This is a genomic window from Micromonospora sp. C51 (assembly GCF_018070435.1).
Lineage (GTDB): Bacteria > Actinomycetota > Actinomycetes > Mycobacteriales > Micromonosporaceae > Micromonospora > Micromonospora sediminimaris.
In genome coordinates, this window is the sequence record NZ_JAGPXQ010000022.1 from 83,247 (window position 1) to 103,216 (window position 19,970).

Genomic DNA, 19,970 nt, shown 5'->3' on the forward strand with positions numbered 1-19,970 from the left:
CGTCACCTCCGCCGTGCGCGGATCGCCGGTTCAGCCGGTCAGTTGCAGGGTGGCGAGATAGTACGGGGCGTCGTGGTTGTCCACGTCGACCAACTTCCAGGGGGAGCCGTGCACCAGCTCGGCGAGCTCCTCCGCTGAGCAGACCAGGTAGTCGAACCAGGGAGTACCCAGCTCGCGGTAGCGCAGGCGCAGCCGCAACTGCCCGCCAAGGCGCCCCCGCCGCCGGTTGTGCTCGTGGTACGTGGTGTGCACCGGATCCCGGGTGCCGTACGGGTCGGTGCCGTGGGCGATCACCTGCGCGCCGGGGCGGGCCAGCGCAGCCAGCGCGGCGAGGAAGACGGGAGCCCGTTCCCGACCCTCCATCAGGCCGAGGTTGTTGCCGAGCAGCAGGAAGGTGTCGTACTGCCGCCCGCTTGCGGCGTGCTCGTCAACGGTGGCGTGCACCAGGTCGCGTACGCCCCGGCGGCGGCACACCTGCAACGCGCCGGCCGAGGTGTCCAGGCCGGTGACCGGTACGCCCCGCTCCTGCAACAGCAGCGCGATCCGTCCGCCACCGACACCGACGTCCAGTGTCGCGCCGCGTACCCGGTCGACCGCACGGTGGTCGTGCGGCTGCCAGTCCTCTGGTCCGTCGAGATAGTGGGCGGCCGGCGCGCCGTTGACCAGCCCGTCGTCCCGCTCGATGATCTCGATGACCGGTCGGGGCAGGCGTCCACCGGCCAACGGCCGGGGACCGATGCCCGTCGCCACGGCCAGCGCGTCGCGCAGCAGTTCCCCGAAGACGTCACCGATCCGTGGCTCCCCCGTCACATGCTTCACGCTATCTGGCCGGTCAGTTGACCGCAGCGCCCGTATCCTTGCGGCGTGACCACGTTGGACCGCCTCTCTGCCGAGAAGTACATCCTCCTGACGACCTTCCGTAAGGACGGTCGTGCGGTGCCGACCCCGGTCTGGGCGGTGCGCGACGGCGACGCCCTGGCGGTGTGGTCGGCGGCCGACGCCGGCAAGGTGAAACGGATCCGCCGCAGTGGGGACGTCACGGTGGCCCCCTGCGACGTACGCGGCCGGCCGCACGGCGAGGCGGTGCCCGCCCGGGCGAGCCTCTACGACCCCGGCGCGACCAACCGCATCCGTGGGCTCATCAAGCAGAAGTACCGGGTGATCGGCCGGCTGACCCTGCTCGGCAGCCGGCTGCGTCGGGGGGAGGGTGGCACGGTGGGCATCCGGGTCGAGCTGACCGACTGACGCTCTGGCCCGGCGTTGCGGGACTTCGCCGGTCCGACCATGGCGAAGGGCGGCGGAACGAGTCCGCCGCCCTTCGTGAAGCTCTGTTATCAACCGTGTGGTCAGTCCCCCTGACGCTGCTGCGGGATCTGACCCTGCAGCAATGCCCTGACCTCAGACTCGCGGTATCGGCGGTGACCGCCGAGGGTCCGGATGGCGCTCAGCTTGCCAGCCTTCGCCCAACGGGTCACCGTCTTCGGGTCGACACGGAACATCGACGCCACCTCGGCCGGTGTGAGTAGCGGCTCTGGTTCGTGCGTTCGCGATGCCATCGGTCACTCCTCCACATGTATAGACATCGGCCGGGGTCCCGCCGGCCGACGCGTCTCCCATGGTCCGGCTAGTCCCCGATGTCCGACATGGGCCGAACGGCCGAACGTCCCTAGACGGACGGATGAACCATGCCCGATTTATACTACTTTTACACGCCAGAAAGTAACTTAATCGGACTCATGATCACGGTTCGTGATGCGTCAACTACGAAGCAGCCTCGCGTTACGTCCCAGAAAAGGGACATAGTCACCTAATTGCAACGCTCCAGAAGTTGCACCGCGCGCCACCGTGCGACCAACTTGTCGTACGCCGCCGACGCCTCCTCCGCCTCGCCCCGGGACAGCCCGGCCAGCCCGGCCGCGACCAGTTCCGGCGAGTCGTCCTCGGCCAACGTCTCGTCGGAGAGCAACTCCACCAGCCCGCCGTAGTCGAGTTCCACCACCGAACGTGGGTGGAACTCCTCCAGCCAGCGGGCCGCCTCCTCCACCGCCTCGGTGATCGGCGCGTCGCCGACCGACTTGCGGAGCACCGCGAGCGCCCGGGACGAGCGGCGGCGGGCCTTGGAGATCTCCGTCCGGAAGCGCAGCGAGCGCCGGTCCGGCGCGGTGACGTGGTTGCGCTCCTGCGCATCGAAGAGCACGAACCAGCGCAGCGGCACGCCCCAGGTCGCGATCTGCTCGTGTACGCGGGGGACGCCGTGCTCCAGCACCCGGGCACCGCTGCGCCAGTCCTCCACCACGGCCTTCGCCTGCCCGGCCAGCACCGGCGGCACGAAGGCGTCGGCCAGCACCGGCGGTACGCCGTCCCGTGCGCTCAACGCCGCCTCAGCCACCCGGATACGCAGGTTCCACGGACACACCAGCAGGGTCTCGTCGGTCTCCAGCACGTACGCCTCGTCCGGCAGATCCGGCAGCCGCGTCCAACCGGCACCGAGCGCCTCGATCACCGAGGTCCGCTGCCGGCCGGGCCCCTCGACCGGCGCCACGGCCCGCCCCTGCTCGACGTAGCGCCGCCAGTAGGACTGGCGATCCCGGTCGAAGGCGGTCAGCGGCTCGTACACGCGCAGGTATGAAGCGAAGAGCGACGGCACGGCGCGATCCTCCCACGAACGGCAAGCCGAGCGTTGCTCGGCGTCATCGGTCGACCCGGCGCGGCGCAGGCGCAACCCGGGCAAAGCCCGGCGCCACCCGTCGACCGCGACGACGGCGAGGCCGGGACGGACCGCCCGCAGGGCGGGACGGCGGCCACTGGGGAGAGCGGCGCGACGCGCGCCGATACTAGGCTCGCAACACCGGCAGCATCCCCGCCGACGTTGACCAGGTCCGCGCCCCACAAGGGCGCCCGCCGACACAGGAGCCAGTCATGGGCGTATTCGCCACCACGGACGACCCGGAATCCACGGGTCACGAGCAGGTCGTGTTCTGCCAGGACAAGCAGACCGGCCTGAAGGCGATCATCGGCATCTACTCCACCGCGCTGGGTCCCGCGCTCGGCGGCACCCGGTTCTACCCGTACGACAGCGAGGAGGCCGCCCTCGCCGACGTGCTCGACCTCTCCCGCGGCATGGCGTACAAGAACGCGCTCGCGGGATTGGACCTGGGCGGTGGCAAGGCGGTCATCTGGGGTGACCCCGAGCAGATCAAGAGCGAGGCGCTGCTGCGCGCCTACGGTCGCTTCGTGGAGTCCCTGAGCGGCCGGTACTACACCGCCTGCGACGTCGGCACCTACGTGCCGGACATGGACGTGATCGCCCGGGAGACCCGGTACGTCACCGGCCGGAGCGTCGAGCACGGCGGGGCGGGCGACTCGTCGATCCTCACCGCCTGGGGCGTGTTCCAGGGCATGCGAGCGGCGGCCGAGCACGTCTGGGGCGTACCGACGCTCAACGGTCGACGGGTAGGCGTCGCCGGGCTGGGCAAGGTCGGCAAGTACCTCGTCGGTCACCTCCTGGAGGACGGGGCCGAGGTGGTCGCCACCGACGTCAGCGCGCGGGCGCTGGACTGGGCGCGCACCACACACCCCGAGGTCCACCTCGTCAACGACGTCTCCGCGCTGGTCGTCGCCGACATCGACGTGTACGCCCCGTGCGCCCTCGGCGGTGCCCTCGACGACGACACGGTGGCGGCGCTGCAAGCCAAGGTGGTCGCCGGGGCGGCCAACAACCAGCTCGCCCACTCCGGGGTGGAGAAGCTGCTCGCCGACCGGGGCATCCTCTACGCGCCCGATTACGTGGTGAACGCCGGCGGTGTGATCCAGGTCGCGGATGAGATCGAGGGCTTCGACTTCGAGCGGGCCAAGTTGCGCGCCACCCGGATCTACGACACCACGCGGGAAATCCTCCGTCTCGCCGACACCGACGGCGTGCCGCCGGCCGTGGCGGCGGACCGGCTGGCCGAGCGGCGGATGGCCGAGATCGGCCGGCTGCGCACGATCCACCTGCGCTGACGACGACGCACCGTCGGGGGCGGGCCGGTGTCCGCCCCCGACGCCTCGGTCCGGCCAAGGGAACTGCCGACAGGGCGGTGGACGCGAGACGACCCGCCATCGCCCGGTACCGGTCGCTCTAAGCTGAATTTACGACCTGTTCGCGGAGATTTACCCCATGTCATGACCGATCTCGGCACCGCTCCTTACCGGGTACAATGGGTGACGTCCTGACAACCGCAACGCGCGGTCGTGGTCGTAGGTAACCCGAGGTGCCGAACGGTGGCATCCCCATGTACCGTAAGAGCCACGAGAGATGCCTGACGTCATCGGGGCCCGCCTTCGGGCTGCCCCGCATTCTGTGCGAGGGGGTCGAGCCATGGGGCGCGGCCGTGCTAAGGCCAAGCAGACAAAGGTGGCCCGGGAGCTGAAGTACCACTCCCCGAACACCGACCTCGCCGCCTTGCAGCGAGAACTCGGCGGCAGCGGCAAGTCGGACCGCAACTTCGACGACGACTACAAAGAGTACGTCGACGATGACGAGGACCACTCCGACGACGACCCGGACAACTGGGTCCGTCCGACCCGCTGACCCCCGGTCACATCTGAGCACGCGGTGACTCCCCGCGTGCTCACGTATGTGCCCGCTGCGCAGCGGCGTGCAGCACCCGACGAGTCGAGGGCCCACCACGGCCGGACGATGCTCCGGCGGCGTGGCGGGCCCTCGGCACCGCCTGGTCAGCGGGGGCGGTTGTTCCAGTTGTAGAACGTCGGGATGTTCTCGAAGTGGTTCCAGGCGCAGACCGCGCTGGCCCCGTCGCCACCCGCCACCTCCGCCCGTAGGCGACGCGCGTCCTCGGCCTCGTGGAGCAGGGCGTTGAGTCCGGCAGCGGCCTCCCGTACCCGGTCGGCGACCCGGTCGGGCTCGTCTCCCGCCACGGTCTCAGGCTCCCGGTGACTGGTGGTCTCGGGCATGCTCCAACACTCCCTCCAGTAGGCGGATCTTGCTGTTGCGGCAGTGCTCGGTCTCCGTACCGTCAAAACGCCCCAGCTCGAAGTAGCGGTTGGCCGCGTGGCCTCCGCCACAGAAACCGAAATACGGGCAGGAGGCGCGACACGCCTCCACACCGTCGATGAACTCGCCGACCCAGGGGGTGCGCCCCGCGTCGGCCAGGATGGTGTGCAACGGGGTGGTGAGCACGCTTCCGCTGGAGAAGTCGCCGTAGCGGGGATCGTGGAAACCGGCCAGCTCGGGTGAGAGCACCACGACCGAGCCGTCGTACGCCACCGTCGGTATCGGGTCGAGCCGGCTGGGCAGCAGATCGTCCGCCGTACCGTCCAGCACCGCTGCGGCGTACCGCAACGACCACTCCACCTCCCGCAGGTGAATCCGGGGATCCCGCCGCCAGGCCGCGACCAGCTCGGCCCAGAACCCGGTCACCGCCGGGGCGGCGTGGGCGTTGTCCCGGGTGTTGACTCCCTCGGTCTCTTCGATGTTGACGCCGAGCACCTCGCAACCGAGGTCGAGGAAGTAGTCGTACAGCTCGCTGGCCCGGCCGGGCGACGGGTCGTTCACCACCGCGAGCGCCGAGAACGGCAGCCCGTGCCGACGCAGCGCGGCCACCCCGCGGACGATCCGGTCGTACGCCGGCCGACCGGCCCGGGTGACCCGCTCACCGTTGCGTTCCCGCGGCCCGTCCACACTCACGCTGACCCGCATCCGGTGCCGGACGAAGAACTCGCACCAGGCATCGTCGATCAGCGTGGCGTTGGTCTGGACGTGATGCTCCACCTCGGGCCCGAAGGGCGCCATCAGCGCCGCCAGCCGCTCCCGACCGGCGGCCAGCGGCTCGCCACCGTGCCAGACCACGGAGAACCGGTCGGTGGCCGCCCACCGGTTCACCGAGGCGGCCACCGCCTCAGCCACCGCGACCGGCATCTGCCGGTCCGCCGCCCGGAACGGCAGGTAGCAGTACGCGCAGTCGAGATTGCAGAGGGTGGTGGGCTGCATCACGACGTACGACGGGACGGTGGCCAGGCCCCGCATCCCGCCCAATGACCGTCCCCGCGCAGCCATCGCCCTCCTCCGTAGCGGTCTTGGGCTGCCGGGCGCGACCCGGCAGGGGCGCGCCCCCGCAGCTCTCGAGGGTGCCCTTCAGGCTAGGCCGCGACGGCCACTCGGGTGAAGCCCTGATCAGGTGGTCGGACGATCAGCGCAAAGTGATCATCCTCGGGTGTGCTGGCCGACCATCCGCACCTCACCGGTGCCCTCGATGATTTCGCCGACCTGCCAGGCGTCGACGCCCCGCCCGGTGAGCGTGGCCAGCGCCCGGTCGGCGTCCTCCGCCGACACGATCGCGAACATGCCGACGCCCATGTTGAAGGTCGCCTCCATCTCCGGATCCTCGATCCGGCCCTTGGACTGGACCAGGTCGAAGACCGGCTGCGGCTTCCAGGTCGAGCGGTTCACCACGGCGTCCACGTGCTCCGGCAGGATCCGCACCAGATTGCCGGGGATCCCGCCGCCGGTGACGTGGGCCAGGGCCCGCACCTCGGCCTCCGCGATCAGCTTGAGGCAGTCCTGTGCGTAGATCTTGGTGGGGGTGAGCAGTTCCTCGCCGAGGGTGCGCTGGCGACCGAAGTCGTCGATCACCACGTCGAGGCGCATCCGACCGGCGCCCAGCAGCACGTGCCGGACCAGGGAGTAGCCGTTCGAGTGCAGGCCGGACGATCGCATCGCGATCACCACGTCGCCCACCTCGACCCGCTCGGAGCTGAGGATCTCGCTCTCCTCCACCACTCCGACGCCGGTGGCGGAGATGTCGTACTCGTCGGGGCGCAGCACGCCCGGGTGCTCGGCGGTCTCGCCACCCAGCAGCGCGCAACCCGCGTACCGGCAGCCGTCGGCGATGCCGGCGCCGATCTCGGCGACCTTGTCCGGTACCACCTCGCCGGTGGCGATGTAGTCCAGCAGGAACAGCGGCTCCGCGCCGCAGGCGACCAGGTCGTCGACAACCATCGCGACCAGGTCGATGCCGACCGTGTCGTGGATGTCCATCTGCTGGGCGATCACCAGCTTGGTGCCGACGCCGTCGGTGGAGGAGGCCAGAATCGGGTGCTTGTACTTCGTGGTGTCCAGCCGGAACAGGCCGGCGAAGCCGCCGAGGTCACCCATCACCTCCGGCCGGCGGGTCTGCTTCACCTTCGACTTGAGCAGTTCCACGGCACGGTCACCCGCCTCGATGGACACGCCAGCGTCCGCGTACGAGACCGCGCGTTTGCGCGCCGGGCGGCCGGAACCGGCCGTCCAGGGCTGACGGTCCCCGCCAGCGCCGCTCGGGCTGCTTCCTGCGCCGCTGCGCTCGGACACGTGCGTCACGGTTCTCCCCTTTGTGGTTCTCGGCTGTCGCGTCGACGGTGACCGGCACGGCAGCCGGGCGGTGCTACGGGCGGTTTGTGGTCGCCGACGGTTTGAGGTCGCCGAAGCTGCTGTCGAGTGGCGGGACGAGTTGCTCGGCGGATCCGATCTCGTCGGCCGTGTGGTTGGCGACCCGGCGTCCGATCCCTTCGAGCACGTGCTTGCCGATCAGGTTGCCGACGGGCAGTTCGATCGGGTACTCCCCGTCGAAGCAGGCCCGACAGAGCCGGGTCTTCGGCTGCTCGGTCGCGGCGATCAGGCCGGACAACGAGACGTAACCCAGCGTGTCCGCGCCGATCGAGCGCCGGATGCCGTCGTTGTCGAGGCCGTTGGCGAGCAGTTCGGCGCGGGTGGCGAAGTCGATGCCGTAGAAGCACGGCCAGGAGACCGGCGGCGAGGAGATGCGTACGTGCACCTCCACCGCACCGGCCTCGCGCAGCATCCGCACGATCGCGCGCTGGGTGTTGCCGCGGACGATGGAGTCGTCGACCACGACCAGGCGCTTGCCCCGCACGTTCTCCCGCAGCGGGTTGAGCTTGAGCCGGATGCCGAGCTGACGCAGCGTCTGCGACGGCTGGATGAAGGTACGCCCGACGTACGGGTTCTTCACCAGGCCGGCACCGTAGGTGATGCCGGACTGTTCGGCGTAGCCGATCGCTGCCGGCGTGCCCGACTCGGGCACCGGGATCACCAGGTCAGCGTCGACCGGGTGTTCCTTGGCCAGTTGTCGCCCGATCTGGACCCGGGCGGCATGCACGTTGCGGCCGGCGATGGTGGCGTCCGGCCGGGCAATGTAGACGTACTCGAAGAGGCAGCCCTTGGGCTCGGGGGCGGCGAACCTGGTGGACCGCAGCCCCTCCGCGTCGATCGCGATCAGCTCGCCCGGCTCGACCTCGCGGACCACGCTGGCACCGACGATGTCCAGCGCGGCGGTCTCGCTGGCCACCACCCAGCCGCGCTCCAGTCGGCCCAGCACCAGCGGACGCACACCGTGCGGGTCGCGCGCGGCGTAGAGGGTCGACTCGTCCATGAAGACGAAGCTGAACGCGCCTCGCAGCTGCGGCAGGACCTCCAGCGCGGCGGCCTCGACAGACAGATCCGGCCGGCTGGCCAGCAGCATGGTGACCAACGAGGTGTCGTTCGTCGAACCGTCCGCGCCGAGGCCACGCTCGGCCACCTCACGCTGCAACTCGGCCGTGTTGACCAGGTTTCCGTTGTGCGCCAGCGCGATGGTGGTGCCCGAACTGGTAGCCCGGATGGTCGGCTGGGCGTTCTCCCACGTCGACGCGCCGGTCGTGGAGTAACGCGCGTGCCCGATCGCGACATGACCACGCAGGCTGGCCAGCGTCGGCTCGTCGAAGACCTGGGCCACCAAGCCGAGATCCTTGTAGACCACCACGCCGGAGCCGTCGCTGACCGCTATGCCGGCCGCCTCCTGACCCCGGTGCTGCAACGCGTACAGCCCGAAGTAGGTCAGGTTGGCAACCTCTTCCCCCGGTGCCCAGACACCGAAGACACCGCACGCGTCCTGGGGGCCGGGTCGCTGGGGATCAAGGTCGTGGCTCAGCCGGCCGTCGCCTCGGGGCACCTGCCGCTCCCTCTTGCTGGTCTGGACTGGCCTGGCGGAACCACGGGGGTTGCTCCGCACCTCTCGGCCGGGACCACACTGTCGTCGCCTGACAGTGTACGCGAATCCATGTCGCCACATACAGTCACACTGTCACCGCTATGTGTCATCCAGCCCCAGCCATCACCCCAGTTCGAGCGGCAGATACGCGGACAGATCAGCGCGAGCCCCACTCGCCTTGACGCGACCCTCCGTAACCGCCTGCCTCCAGCTGAGTCGCCCCGTGGCCAACCCGAGCCAGGTTTCCGGATCCATCTCCACCGTGTTCGGAGGAGTACCGCGGGTGTGTCGCGGCCCCGGAACGCACTGAACTGCACCGTAAGGTGGGACTCGCACCTCCACCGATCGGCCGGGGGCGCGGTCCGCGAGGAGGGTCAACAAGGCCCTGACCGCCTCGCGGAGCACCGACCGTTCGGGTGTACGCCCCTCATCGAGCGCCGACAACGCCGCCACCACCGAGGCGGACTTAATGTACGGAGAGGACACGACGGGACGATACGGCGTGATCGCGTCGGCCGTCACGCTGGCCCTGGGTCGCGCCGATCCGGCCCGACAAGGCATAGTTGCCGACGGCGTATTCGTACCGTGATGTTCCCCCGCCCGGCACCCGTCGGTCAGGGGAGGTCAGTCCGGAAGGCGGTGGACGTGTCAACACACCGACGAGCCTGGCACAAGCGGGCCGGTGTGGTCGTGGCGCTGATGATCGGTGCCCTGCTCGCCGTCCCAGCCACACCCGCCTTCGCCGAGGACCCGGACGTCCAGATCACGAGTCTGTCGAACGGTACCCTCCAGTCCGGTCAGAAAACGTCGATGACGTTTCGGGTCAGGAACGTCGACAGTTCTCTACCCTTCAGCATCACCGTCAGCACCTTCAACGGCCTCAGCTGTCAGGGCGACTGCAACATTCCAGCCCGGCTGATCCAGGCCGGCGAGGAAGAGTCGATCACGGTGACCCTGGTCGCGGGCGACGTGGCGGCCGGCCAGGAGCGCTCCGGCAAGGTGCGGGTCTCCGCTCGGGCCGGGGGCGACGAGGGCAGCGACGAGCGCGACATGACGGTGCGGGGCCCCAACCCGCCGCCGACGACGCAGGCGCCGCAGACGGTGCGGTCGATCTCCGGCAAGGTCGTCGACCAGGGCGGCGACGCGGTGGCGGGCGCGTACGTCCTGCTGAAGGACAGTGCTGGCAAGCAGCGGGACACCACCACCAACGGCGACGGCAACTTCCGGTTCACCGGCAGCAGCGACAACCCGATCGCGCCCGGGCGGATCGACATCGGCGCGAGCGCCGAGAACAAGAACGCCGTGGCGAGCTTCACCGCCAACGCCGGGCAGAGCATCACCGGACGCCGGATCACCCTCCCGATCGCGGCGTCGGAGAGCCCGAGCCCCACCCCGTCGGCAAGCGAGTCGGCGGTGCCGACCGAGGACCCGTTCGAGGAGGAACTCGGCGAAGAGGAGGAGACCCCCGTCGAGAGCGCTGCCGCCCAGGCCCCGGCCTCCAACGAGGACTCCGGTGGATTCGGCAACTGGCTGCTCATCCTGCTGGGCGGTCTCTTCGTGGCCGTCGGTGTCGGCACGATCGTGCTGCTCTGGATGAAGCGCAAGGAGAACGAGGACGTCGAGCCAGACGGTGATGTTCCCGCCGGCGCTCCGGCCGGCGCGGTACCGGCGGCCCGCGGCTCGTTCGCCGGTGCGGACGACCAGACCCGGGTGGTGAACCGGGTCGGTGCCGCACCGGACCCGACCATGGTCGGCGGCGCCGGGTTGGCGAATGCGCCGACGATGATGCACCAGCCGGTCGTCGACGACGTTCCGCCGGACCCCTACGGCGCACCGCCGCAGCCCTACGGTGCCGCGAGCGGGCCCGGTGGCTGGTCCGGTGGTGGCGGTTACGGCGACGAGCCGGGCGGCTACGGCGCTCCGGGCTACGGCAACGCCCCCTCATCGGGCGGTGGCTACGGCAACGCCCCGTCCTCTGGCAGCGGTTACGGCAACAGTCCGTCGTCGGGCAGTGGCTACGGCAGCCGCGACTACGGTGCTGGCAACGCCGGCCCGGACTACCCGCCGGCAGGTGGCGGCTACGGCCAGCGGTACGACGAGCCGACCGGCCGCTACCAGGGCGAGGAAACGGCCTACCCGGCCCCCGCCGACCCGTACGCCACCGGGATGTACCAGCCGGAGGCCGGCCAGGGCTACGGCCAGTCCGAGCCGGGCGGTTACGGGCAGAGCGAGGCCGGCGGTTACGGGCGAGGCGAGGCCGGCGGCGACTACGGTCGCCACGAGCCTGCCGGTGGCTACGGCCAGAGCGACCCGACGCGCGGTTACAGCCAGGACGCGCCCGGCGGCTACGGTCAGAGCGACGCGACCCGCGGCTACGGCGAAGGTGAGCCGGGCGGCGGATACGGTCAGGGCGACTCGAACCGTGGCTACTCTGCGGGACAGTCGGGCGGCGGTTACGGCGCGGCACCCGCTGGCGGGTATGACCAGCCGGCCGGGGGCTACGGCCAGGACGCCGGGCACCAGCGCGGTGGCTACGACAACACCAGCTACGACAGCGGTTACGACCAGGGCGGCTACGGCGGCCCGGCCGGCGGCGGATACGGCCAGGACGCGCCGCCACCCGCCGGTTACGACCAGGGTGGCTACGGTGGTGGCCAGACCGGCGGCGGGTACGGTCAGGAGCCCCCACGGCAGCGCGGCGGTTACGACAACGGCTACGACCAGGGTGGTTACGGCCAGGGCGGCGGCTACGGCGACACGGCACAGGCTGGCCGTGGCCGACCCGAGGGCGCGCCCCAGGACCGTGGCGGTCGCCGCCTGGACTGGCTGGACGACTGAGTCCCGGTCGCCGGCGGTCAGGCGGCGGAGAAGACGCCCTGGCGGAGCAGTGGGATGACGTCGGAGGTGTCGACGCGTACCGCGATCTCGACATCCTCGGCGAAGCCACCTTCGATCAACTCTCGACCCGAGACACAGCCGCGGACAGCCGCCGGTACGTCCGGGGTGCTGGCCAGCGCGGCCAGTGCCATGGCCGCCTCCACCGAGAGCCCGCCCGGCGCACCGGAGAGGGCGTCCAGCACGCTGGCCGCACCCAACTGGTCCTCCACCGAAGGGCGCAACGATCCGTCCGGCCACCGTTCACCAGCGGCCACCACGCCAATCGGGGCGGCCGTCGAGCCGTACCCCTGGCTGCTCAGCCAACGCCCGACGGTGCGGGCGTTGCGCAGGTTGGCCGCAACCACCGGTAGCCCGGTGGCGCTGGCAGCGGCGCTGATGGCCGATCCGTTGGGCGACGGCAGCACCAGGTCGGGCACCACCGGAGCTCGACTCAACGCGGCCGGCGACAGCGACCACGGATGGTCGCGGGTGACCTGTCGCCGGCCGGTCGCGGCGACCGCGCCGACCCGGCGGGCGTAGGCGGCCGCCTGTTCGCCCCAGGGGAACGGGTGCACGCGCATCCCCCGCCCCACCGCCACCTCGACGGTGGTGGTGAACGACAGCACGTCCACCACCACCAGTACCGCGCAGACCCGGCCGAATTCGGCCGCACCCGCCAGGCCCCAGTCGAACCGGACCCCCGATCCGGGTTGGGCGGATACGGCCGCGGCCAGGGCCTCAGCGCTCGTCGGGCGCGGCGGGCTGCTCGGTGTCACCGTGTTGCGGGGCGTCCGCCCCGGGTTCCTCGTGGCCGCCTACCGGGGCGGCCGGATCGGCGGCCTCGGCCGACGGCGGGACCGCGACACGGTCACCACGCACCGGCGGGGTGGCCCGCTCTGCCGGTCGGTCGGCCGACTCGCCTGTCGAATCCATCGCGCCCGGTGCCTGCTCGGCCGGCACCGGCGCGGCTCCGGTCGCTGCCGGCACAGCTTCGGCCTCCGCGGGGGCGGTCCGCGCTGCGCCAGCCGCCTCCGTCTCGGTCGGCTGCCGGCCGGTGGTCTGGCGCGGGGACTGCGCAGGACCGGTCGTCGACGCGTCGGCCCGCGCGCCGTCGATGTCGACAGCCACGTCTTCCTCGGCAACCGGCCCGTCGACGACGACCTCGGCAGTTGCCGGGGCGGTCACCTCAAATGGCTGCACGCCGCCGAACAGAGCCGGCAGGGTGGCGGTGTACGCCTCGCGCAGCTCGTCCAGGCCGATCCGGAACTGGCCGTGCACCTCCAGCGCGCCGCCCGTCGGGTCGGTGACGCCGATCAGCTCCCACGGCACGCCGTGCTCGCCGCAGAGCGCGGTGAACGCCTTCTCGTGCCCTCGCGGCACCGACACGAGCACCCGACCGGCGGACTCGCTGAACAGGAAGACGAACGGCATCGAGCTGCCCTCGAACCGCTCCGGCACCGCGATCCGGGCCCCGACGCCGTGCCGCAGGCAGGACTCCACCAGGCTCTGCGCGAGACCACCGTCGGAGAGGTCGTGCGCGGAGCTGAGGTGCCCGACCCTGGCCGCGTCGGCCAGCAGGCCGGCGAGCTGCTTCTCGCGCGCCAGGTCGACGTGCGGGGGTACGCCACCGAGGTGCTGGTGGGTGACCCAGGCCCACTCCGAGCCGGAGAGTTCCACGTGCGTCTCGCCGAGCAGGAAGAGCTGGTCGTGATCGGCGCCGGGGCGCGGCACGAAGCCCGACGCCACCCGGTCGGCCACGTTCTCCAGCACGCCGAGCACGCCGACGACCGGGGTGGGGTGGATCGCCGCCGCACCGGTCTGGTTGTAGAAGCTGACGTTGCCGCCGGTCACCGGGATGCCCAGCTCGGCGCAGCCGTCGGCCAGGCCGCGTACGGCCTCGGCGAACTGCCACATCACGCCCGGGTCCTCGGGCGAGCCGAAGTTCAGGCAGTCGGTGACCGCGATCGGCGTCGCGCCGGTCACCGACACGTTCCGGTACGCCTCGGCCAGCGCCAGCTTGGCGCCCTGGTACGGGTCGAGCCGGGCGTACCGGCCGTTGCCGTCCACGGACAGCGCCACGCCCAGCCCGGTGCGCTCGTCGATGCGGATCACACCCGAGTCCTCCGGCTGGGCGAGCACGGTGTTGCCCAGCACGTAGCGGTCGTACTGCTCGGTGACCCAGGTCTTGTCGCAGAGGTTGGGCGAGGCGATCATCCGCAGCACGGTCTCGCGCAGCATGTCCGGGTCGCTCGGCCGGGGCAGCGTCTCCGCCCGGTCGGCCTGGAGCAGGATCAGGTCCGCCGGCTCGCGCATCGGCCGGGCGTAGACCGGCCCGTCGTCCACAAGCGAGCCCGGCGGTACGTCCACCACCAGGTGATCCCGCCAGGTGATGTGCAGCCGGCCCGGTGAACCGTCCGACTCGGGCGCGGTGACCTCGCCGATCGCGGTGGCCCAGACGCCCCACTTCTCGGCGGTCTTGAGCACCGCCTCCAGCTTCTCCGGCGTGACGACCAGCAGCATCCGCTCCTGGGACTCGCTGGCCAGGATCTCGTGCGGCTCCATCGAGGGCTCGCGCAGCGGCACCCGTTCCAGCCACACCCGCATGCCGGTGCCGGCGGAGGCGGCCGTCTCGGTCAGGGCGCAGGTCAGGCCGGCGCCGCCGAGATCCTGGATGCCGACGACCAGTTCGGCGTCGTACAGCTCCAGGCACGCCTCGATCAGCAGCTTCTCCATGAAGGGGTCGCCCACCTGCACGGACGGGCGGCGCTGCTCGCTGCCTTCGGTGAAGGTGGCGCTGGCCAGCACCGAGACGCCGCCGATGCCGTCCCGGCCGGTCTTGGCCCCCATCAGCACCACCACGTTGCCGGGGCCGTTGGCGTCCTTCTTCTGTAGCCGGTCGACCGGCAGCACGCCCAGGCAGAGCGCGTTGACCAGTGGGTTGCCCTGGTAGCAGGGGTCGAAGACCACCTCACCACCGATGTTGGGCAGGCCGAGGCAGTTGCCGTAGCCGCCGACACCGGCGACCACGCCGGGCAGCACCCGGGCGGTGTCCGGGTGGTCCGCGGCGCCGAAGCGCAGTGGGTCCATCACCGCCACCGGGCGGGCGCCCATCGCCAGGATGTCGCGGACGATGCCGCCGACACCGGTCGCCGCGCCCTGGTACGGCTCGACGAAGCTCGGATGGTTGTGCGACTCGACCTTGAAGGTCACCGCGAGTTCGTCGGAGATCCGCACCACACCGGCGTTCTCTCCGATGCCGGCGAGCAGCCGGTCGCTCGGCGGGGCCTTCTCGCCGAACTGCCGCAGATGCACCTTGCTGGACTTGTAGGAGCAGTGCTCGCTCCACATGATCGAGTACATCGCCAGCTCGGACTGGGTCGGCCGGCGGCCCAGGATGTGCCGGATGCGGTCGTACTCGTCGTCGGCGAGCCCCAGCTCGGCGTACGGCTGGAGCTCCTCCGGAGTGCCCGCGGCACGCGGCACGGTGTCCACCCCGTCGGTCCACTCGGTGGCCTCGGACGCGGCGGCGTGCCGGGCCGGGGTGGCCGGCGGAGCGGCGGCCGGCTGCGGCTGCGCCGGGACCGCCTCCGGGTTGTCCCGCACCGGGTCCGGATGCGTGGTCATGACGTCTCCTTGTTGCGCTCGCCGCCCGACGGGCGGGTGAGCCGACCGATGATCCCGCCGCGGACGGTCACGCCGGCGTCCCCACCAGGTGCTTCAGCACGGAGGTGAAGAAGCCGAGACCGTCGAGGGAGGGGCCGGTGAGCGCCTCCACCGCGTGCTCGGGATGCGGCATGATGCCGACCACGTTGCCGGCCTGGTTGGTGATCGCGGCGATGTCCCGCTGCGATCCGTTGGGGTTGCCACCGACGTAACGGGCGACGACCCGGCCCTGGGCCTCAAGCTCGTCCAGCGTTGCCGGGTCGGCGACGTAGCAACCCTCGCCGTTCTTGACCGGGATCAGCACCTCCTGGCCCGGCTGGAAGGTGTTCGTCCAGGCGGTCCCGGTCGTCTCGATGCGCAGGATCTGGTCGCGGTTACGGAAGTGCAGGTGCTGGTTGCGGGTGAGCGCCCCGGGCAGCAGGTGTGCCTCGCAGAGGATCTGGAAGCCGTTGCAGATGCCCAGCACGGGCAGGCCCTCGCCGGCGGCGCCGATGATCTTCTCCATCACCGGCGCGAACCGGGCGATGGCGCCGCAGCGCAGGTAGTCGCCGTAGGAGAAGCCGCCGGGCAGGACGACCGCGTCCACCCCGTGCAGCTCCGCCTCACCGTGCCAGAGACGGACCGGTTCGGCGCCGGCGATCCGTACGGCCCGGGCCGCGTCCCCGTCGTCCAGCGAGCCGGGGAACGTCACCACACCGACCCGGGCGGTCACGACCGGGCTTCCGCGGGTTCGTCGGTCTCGACCAGACGGACCGTGAAGTCCTCGATGACCGGGTTGGCGAGCAACTTGTCGGCGATCTCCCGAGCCCGGTCCAGGTCCGGTTCACCGGTAAAGTCGATCTCGATCCGCCTGCCGATCCGTACCGAGGCGACGTCGTTGACGCCGAGCCGGGGCAGCGCGTTTGCGACGGCCTGGCCCTGAGGATCGAGGATCTCGGGCTTGAGCATGACGTCGACGACGACGCGAGGCACTGGGCACTCCTGACTGTGTACGCAGTTGGGTGCCGACCCACAACGGGCGAGCGCAGCCAGCCTACCTGGCAGATGCCGCGCCAGACGCACCGGCCGGACGCCGCCCGGGTGCCGCTCGGACCCTACCCGCACGGGCCTGTCGGGACCGATACGGGTTCGTTGCGATCCCGATACGGCTTCGTTGCCAGCCCCTGCCGATCGCCCACCGGGCCGGACGAGCCCCCGACGGCAGAGCAGCTGAGAGCCGCCGCCGGTCGCGAGCGGCCCCGCGACGGGAAATCCAACTGTTACATCGCCTTGTTTCAATGAACCTCTTGTGAAACACCTCACCGGGCCCTACCGTACATCGTCAGACGTCGATATTAAGACGTCGTGGTGGCGGATCACCCCCGTCCGCCACCGCAGGCCGGCCCGGTGAACCCGGGTCCTGGGAACCCCGAAGGAGTCCCATGCGCATCCGATCCCTGATCGCGGTCTTCGCCACCGCCATGGCCGCGGTGATGGGCGCCAGTTCCGGCGCCGTCGCCTCACCCGTCGGTCCCTACATCATCGGTGGCGGCACCGTCTCCTCGGCGCCGTGGGCCGCCGCGGTCTTCAGCAACGGCTCGTTCACCTGCTCCGGCACGATCATCGCCCCGCAGTGGGTGCTCACCGCGCGGCACTGCCTCGGCGGCTCGATGTCGGTCCGGGTGGGCAGCGTCTACCGCTCCTCCGGCGGTGTCACCCGCACGGTCAGCGCCACCTACGGCCGGTACGACGTGGCCCTGATGCGCCTGTCCAGCTCGGTGAGCACCAGCTACGTCACGCTGGCCTCCAGCAACCCGCCGGTCAACTCGACGAACTCGATCTACGGCTGGGGCATGACCTGCTACAGCGGCTGCTCGGCGTCGAGCCAGCTCAAAACCGCGAGCGTCCGGGTCACCAGCACGAACGTGAGTGACGCGTACGGCGGGCAGGCGATCCGGAGCAGCCGGATCAACGGCAACGCCTGGCGGGGCGACTCGGGCGGCCCACAGTTCTACAACGGCCAGCAGGTCGGCGTGGCCTCCACCGCCGACGGCCAGAGCATCCAGAACTACGGCAGCGTCGCGTACAACCGTGCCTGGATCCGGTCCGTTTCCGGCGTCTGACGGTTAGCGCCCGTGGCGGCGCGGATGGTGGGCCCTGCGCCCGCCGTCCGCGCCGCGCGGTTTTTCAGCATCCGAGCAGGTGAACAGGGCTCACGATGTGCCGCACCCAGGCCTGCCAGCATCGGAAACGTGCTGGTCGTGACGACGGATCAACTTCCCGGCTACGAGATCCGCCAGATCCTCGGCGAGGTGGTCTCCTCCATGGCCAGAACCCGCAACCCGTACCGCGAGGGAGTGAAGAACCTGCGCGGTGGCGCGTACGACCCGATGGCGCCGGACAACCTCACCCGCTGGCGTACCGACTCGGTCGCCCGCCTCGGCGAGGAGGCCCGGCGGCTCGGCGCGAACGCCGTGGTGGGGATGCGGTTCGACAGCCGCGACTGCGGCGAGATGTGGATGGAGATCTGCGCCTACGGCACCGCCGTGATCGTGGCACCCAAAGCTCCCGACGTCATGCCCCCCGACCAGCCCCTGGTGGCCGCCGAGACGGCCCAGGAACCAGCCTTCGCCGAGGAACTCGGCAAGATCGCCGAACCCCCCAGCGCCCCCACCCTCGGCACCGCCCCCGAAACCCCCACCCGCGACTAACCCACCCCACCCCCCCGCGCCCCGCCCTGCCCGTTGATCAAGAAGTTTTGGTCGAGATTCGACCGGATCGCCGGCCAAAACTTCTTGATCAACGCCGTCATTGGCCTTGGATGGGCTGTCAGAGGATGGGGGGTGGGGAGTAGGTGGCGGCCTGGGGGTGGGATTCGACGATTCTGGTGATTCTGGCGGTTACCGACTGGATCTGGGTGGGGGCGGCGCCTACGAAGGCGGCGCGGTCGGCGACCAGGGTGTCGATCTCGGGGCGGGACAGGCCCAGGCGAGGGTCGGCGGCCAGGCGGTCGAAGAGGTCGTTGTCGGGGGTGCCCTTTTCCCGCATGGCCAGGGCGACCGCGACAGCGTGCTCCTTGATCGCCTCGTGGGCGGTTTCCCGGCCGACGCCCCGGCGGACGGCCGCCACCAGGATCTTGGTGGTGGCCAGGAACGGCAGGAACCGCTCCAGTTCCCGGTTGATCACCGCCGGATACGCGCCGAACTCGTCGAGCACGGTGAGGAACGTCTGGAACAGCCCGTCGGCGGCGAAGAAGGCGTCCGGCAGGGCCACCCGACGCACCACCGAACAGGAGACGTCCCCCTCGTTCCACTGGTCACCGGCCAGCTCGCCGACCATCGACAGGTAACCCCGGATGATCACCGCGAAGCCGTTCACCCGCTCCGACGAGCGGGTGTTCATCTTGTGCGGCATCGCGCTGGAGCCGACCTGGCCAGGCTTGAAGCCCTCGGTGGCCAACTCCTGACCGACCATCAGCCGGATCGTGGTGGCCAACGACGACGGCGCCGCAGCCACCTGTGCCAACGCGGAGAGCACGTCGAAGTCGAGCGACCGGGGGTAGACCTGGCCGACGCTGCCCAGCACCCGACCGAAGCCCAGGTGCTCGGCGACCCGCCGCTCCAACTCGGCGACCTTCTCGGCGTCGCCGTCGAAGAGGTCGAGCTGGTCGGCGGCGGTGCCCACCGGCCCCTTGATCCCCCGCAGCGGATACCGGGCGATCAGGTCCTCCAACCGCTCGTACGCGATCAGCAGTTCCTCGGCGGCCGAGGCGAAGCGCTTGCCCAGCGTGGTCGCCTGCGCCGCCACGTTGTGCGATCGGCCGGCCATCACCACGTCCGCGTACTCGTGGGCGTGCCAGGCGAGCCGGGCCAGCGTCGCCACCACCCGATCCCGGATCAGCTCCAGTGAGCGGCGCACCTGGAGCTGCTCGACGTTCTCGGTGAGGTCTCGGGAGGTCATCCCCTTGTGCACGTGCTCGTGCCCGGCGAGCGCGCTGAACTCCTCGATCCGGGCCTTCACGTCGTGCCGGGTGACCCGTTCCCGTGCGGCGATCGAGGTCAGGTCGACATCGTCCAGCACCCGCTCGTACGCCTCGACCACACCGTCCGGCACCGGCACGCCGAGATCCCGCTGCGCCCGCAGCACGGCCAGCCACAGCCGTCGTTCCAGCCGGATCTTCTCCTCCGGCGACCAGAGGTTGACCAGCTCGGCCGAGCCGTACCGATTGGCAAGCACGTTCGGAATCGTCGTCACCCCGCCATTCTCCCGACCCCCCGCCGAGGTCCCCCGAGCGGGTCCGGGTTGATCATGAGGTTAGCGGCGACTTGAAGATCAATAACTGCCGCTAACCTCATGATCAACGGGGCAAGGCAGGGGCGGGGCGGGGGCGGGGGCGGGGTGGGCCAGCGCTCAGCGGTCCAGGAT

Annotated in this window: 19 protein-coding genes; 6 read left to right on the plus strand and 13 right to left on the minus strand. The window is 70.8% G+C overall.

The features are described 5' to 3' along the window. Nucleotides 1-30: 30 nt before the first annotated feature. Complete coding sequence (locus KBX50_RS21010) at nt 31-810, minus strand: methyltransferase domain-containing protein (RefSeq protein ID WP_210939070.1); 780 nt, start codon at nt 808-810, stop codon at nt 31-33. Nucleotides 811-864: 54 nt separating this feature from the next. On the opposite strand from KBX50_RS21010, the gene KBX50_RS21015 reads away from it, so the two are divergent. Next, entirely contained in the window at nt 865-1,245 is a 381-nt protein-coding gene (locus KBX50_RS21015; RefSeq protein ID WP_210939072.1) for a PPOX class F420-dependent oxidoreductase, read from the plus strand. A gap of 101 nt (nt 1,246-1,346) precedes the next feature. Here the strand turns inward: KBX50_RS21015 and KBX50_RS21020 are convergent, their stop codons facing one another. Both KBX50_RS21020 and KBX50_RS21025 read right to left on the minus strand, forming a co-directional pair. After that, a complete protein-coding gene (locus KBX50_RS21020) occupies nt 1,347-1,556 on the minus strand; it encodes a BldC family transcriptional regulator (protein ID WP_007073996.1) in 210 nt (69 codons plus the stop codon). A gap of 251 nt (nt 1,557-1,807) precedes the next feature. Next, on the minus strand, nt 1,808-2,647 hold the full coding sequence (locus tag KBX50_RS21025) for a hypothetical protein (RefSeq protein ID WP_210939074.1): 840 nt from the start codon (nt 2,645-2,647) through the stop codon (nt 1,808-1,810). Between the two features lie 272 nt (nt 2,648-2,919). Here KBX50_RS21025 and KBX50_RS21030 point away from each other — a divergent pair, with 272 nt between their 5' ends. Both KBX50_RS21030 and KBX50_RS21035 read left to right on the plus strand, forming a co-directional pair. Next, complete coding sequence (locus tag KBX50_RS21030; protein WP_210939076.1) at nt 2,920-4,002, plus strand: Glu/Leu/Phe/Val dehydrogenase; 1,083 nt, start codon at nt 2,920-2,922, stop codon at nt 4,000-4,002. A gap of 358 nt (nt 4,003-4,360) precedes the next feature. Then, nucleotides 4,361-4,573, plus strand: a complete 213-nt coding sequence (locus KBX50_RS21035; RefSeq protein WP_093403828.1) for a DUF3073 domain-containing protein — start codon at nt 4,361-4,363, stop codon at nt 4,571-4,573. A gap of 146 nt (nt 4,574-4,719) precedes the next feature. Here KBX50_RS21035 and amcA read toward each other — a convergent pair whose 3' ends face one another. From amcA to KBX50_RS21060, 5 genes are all read right to left on the minus strand, one after another. Then, the gene (gene amcA / locus KBX50_RS21040; RefSeq protein ID WP_210939077.1) at nt 4,720-4,956 is read right to left on the minus strand and encodes a multiple cyclophane-containing RiPP AmcA; all 237 of its coding nucleotides are present in this window, start codon (nt 4,954-4,956) and stop codon (nt 4,720-4,722) included. Beyond that, entirely contained in the window at nt 4,925-6,028 is a 1,104-nt protein-coding gene (gene amcB / locus KBX50_RS21045) for a cyclophane-forming radical SAM peptide maturase AmcB (protein WP_307871029.1), read from the minus strand. The genes amcA and amcB overlap by 32 nt, the downstream gene beginning before the upstream one ends. Nucleotides 6,029-6,205: 177 nt before the next feature. Next, nucleotides 6,206-7,360, minus strand: a complete 1,155-nt coding sequence (purM, locus tag KBX50_RS21050; protein WP_210939082.1) for a phosphoribosylformylglycinamidine cyclo-ligase — start codon at nt 7,358-7,360, stop codon at nt 6,206-6,208. A gap of 64 nt (nt 7,361-7,424) precedes the next feature. Beyond that, a complete protein-coding gene (purF, locus tag KBX50_RS21055) occupies nt 7,425-8,987 on the minus strand; it encodes an amidophosphoribosyltransferase (protein WP_210939084.1) in 1,563 nt (520 codons plus the stop codon). 162 nt (nt 8,988-9,149) lie between these two features. After that, complete coding sequence (locus KBX50_RS21060) at nt 9,150-9,482, minus strand: sterol carrier family protein (protein WP_374224688.1); 333 nt, start codon at nt 9,480-9,482, stop codon at nt 9,150-9,152. A 132-nt stretch (nt 9,483-9,614) separates the two neighbouring features. On the opposite strand from KBX50_RS21060, the gene KBX50_RS21065 reads away from it, so the two are divergent. Further along, entirely contained in the window at nt 9,615-11,864 is a 2,250-nt protein-coding gene (locus tag KBX50_RS21065) for a carboxypeptidase-like regulatory domain-containing protein (RefSeq protein ID WP_210939087.1), read from the plus strand. Nucleotides 11,865-11,881: 17 nt separating this feature from the next. On the opposite strand, the gene KBX50_RS21070 is transcribed toward KBX50_RS21065, so the two are convergent. The 4 genes from KBX50_RS21070 to purS form a co-directional block, all read right to left on the minus strand. Beyond that, nucleotides 11,882-12,637 (minus strand): 2-phosphosulfolactate phosphatase, encoded by a 756-nt coding sequence (locus KBX50_RS21070; RefSeq protein WP_210939112.1) that lies wholly within the window; start codon nt 12,635-12,637, stop codon nt 11,882-11,884. Nucleotides 12,638-12,641: 4 nt separating this feature from the next. Next, nucleotides 12,642-15,527: a phosphoribosylformylglycinamidine synthase subunit PurL gene (purL, locus tag KBX50_RS21075; RefSeq protein WP_210939089.1), complete on the minus strand. Its 2,886-nt coding sequence runs from the start codon at nt 15,525-15,527 to the stop codon at nt 12,642-12,644. A 67-nt stretch (nt 15,528-15,594) separates the two neighbouring features. Then, entirely contained in the window at nt 15,595-16,278 is a 684-nt protein-coding gene (gene purQ / locus KBX50_RS21080; protein ID WP_210939091.1) for a phosphoribosylformylglycinamidine synthase subunit PurQ, read from the minus strand. Next, entirely contained in the window at nt 16,275-16,538 is a 264-nt protein-coding gene (purS, locus tag KBX50_RS21085; RefSeq protein WP_210939093.1) for a phosphoribosylformylglycinamidine synthase subunit PurS, read from the minus strand. The genes purQ and purS overlap by 4 nt, the downstream gene beginning before the upstream one ends. A 449-nt stretch (nt 16,539-16,987) precedes the next feature. Between purS and KBX50_RS21090 the strand changes: the two genes are divergently transcribed. Next, nucleotides 16,988-17,668, plus strand: a complete 681-nt coding sequence (locus tag KBX50_RS21090; RefSeq protein ID WP_210939095.1) for a trypsin-like serine protease — start codon at nt 16,988-16,990, stop codon at nt 17,666-17,668. A gap of 24 nt (nt 17,669-17,692) precedes the next feature. Further along, the gene (locus KBX50_RS21095; RefSeq protein WP_210939114.1) at nt 17,693-18,256 is read left to right on the plus strand and encodes a YbjQ family protein; all 564 of its coding nucleotides are present in this window, start codon (nt 17,693-17,695) and stop codon (nt 18,254-18,256) included. 118 nt (nt 18,257-18,374) lie between these two features. Here the strand turns inward: KBX50_RS21095 and purB are convergent, their stop codons facing one another. Beyond that, nucleotides 18,375-19,799, minus strand: coding sequence for an adenylosuccinate lyase (gene purB / locus KBX50_RS21100; RefSeq protein ID WP_210939097.1), 1,425 nt, complete (start codon nt 19,797-19,799; stop codon nt 18,375-18,377). Nucleotides 19,800-19,970 lie beyond the last annotated feature (171 nt).

What these genes read in the sequence shown, in the direction of transcription:
- KBX50_RS21020 (WP_007073996.1), bottom strand. Translation starts at nt 1,556, where the DNA reads ATGGCATCGCGAACGCACGAACCAGAGCCGCTACTCACACCGGCCGAG.
- KBX50_RS21030 (WP_210939076.1), top strand. Translation starts at nt 2,920, where the DNA reads ATGGGCGTATTCGCCACCACGGACGACCCGGAATCCACGGGTCACGAG.
- KBX50_RS21035 (WP_093403828.1), top strand. Translation starts at nt 4,361, where the DNA reads ATGGGGCGCGGCCGTGCTAAGGCCAAGCAGACAAAGGTGGCCCGGGAG.
- amcA (WP_210939077.1), bottom strand. Translation starts at nt 4,956, where the DNA reads ATGCCCGAGACCACCAGTCACCGGGAGCCTGAGACCGTGGCGGGAGAC.
- amcB (WP_307871029.1), bottom strand. Translation starts at nt 6,028, where the DNA reads ATGCGGGGCCTGGCCACCGTCCCGTCGTACGTCGTGATGCAGCCCACC.
- KBX50_RS21065 (WP_210939087.1), top strand. Translation starts at nt 9,615, where the DNA reads ATGTTCCCCCGCCCGGCACCCGTCGGTCAGGGGAGGTCAGTCCGGAAG.
- purL (WP_210939089.1), bottom strand. Translation starts at nt 15,527, where the DNA reads ATGACCACGCATCCGGACCCGGTGCGGGACAACCCGGAGGCGGTCCCG.
- KBX50_RS21090 (WP_210939095.1), top strand. Translation starts at nt 16,988, where the DNA reads ATGCGCATCCGATCCCTGATCGCGGTCTTCGCCACCGCCATGGCCGCG.
- KBX50_RS21095 (WP_210939114.1), top strand. Translation starts at nt 17,693, where the DNA reads ATGGTGGGCCCTGCGCCCGCCGTCCGCGCCGCGCGGTTTTTCAGCATC.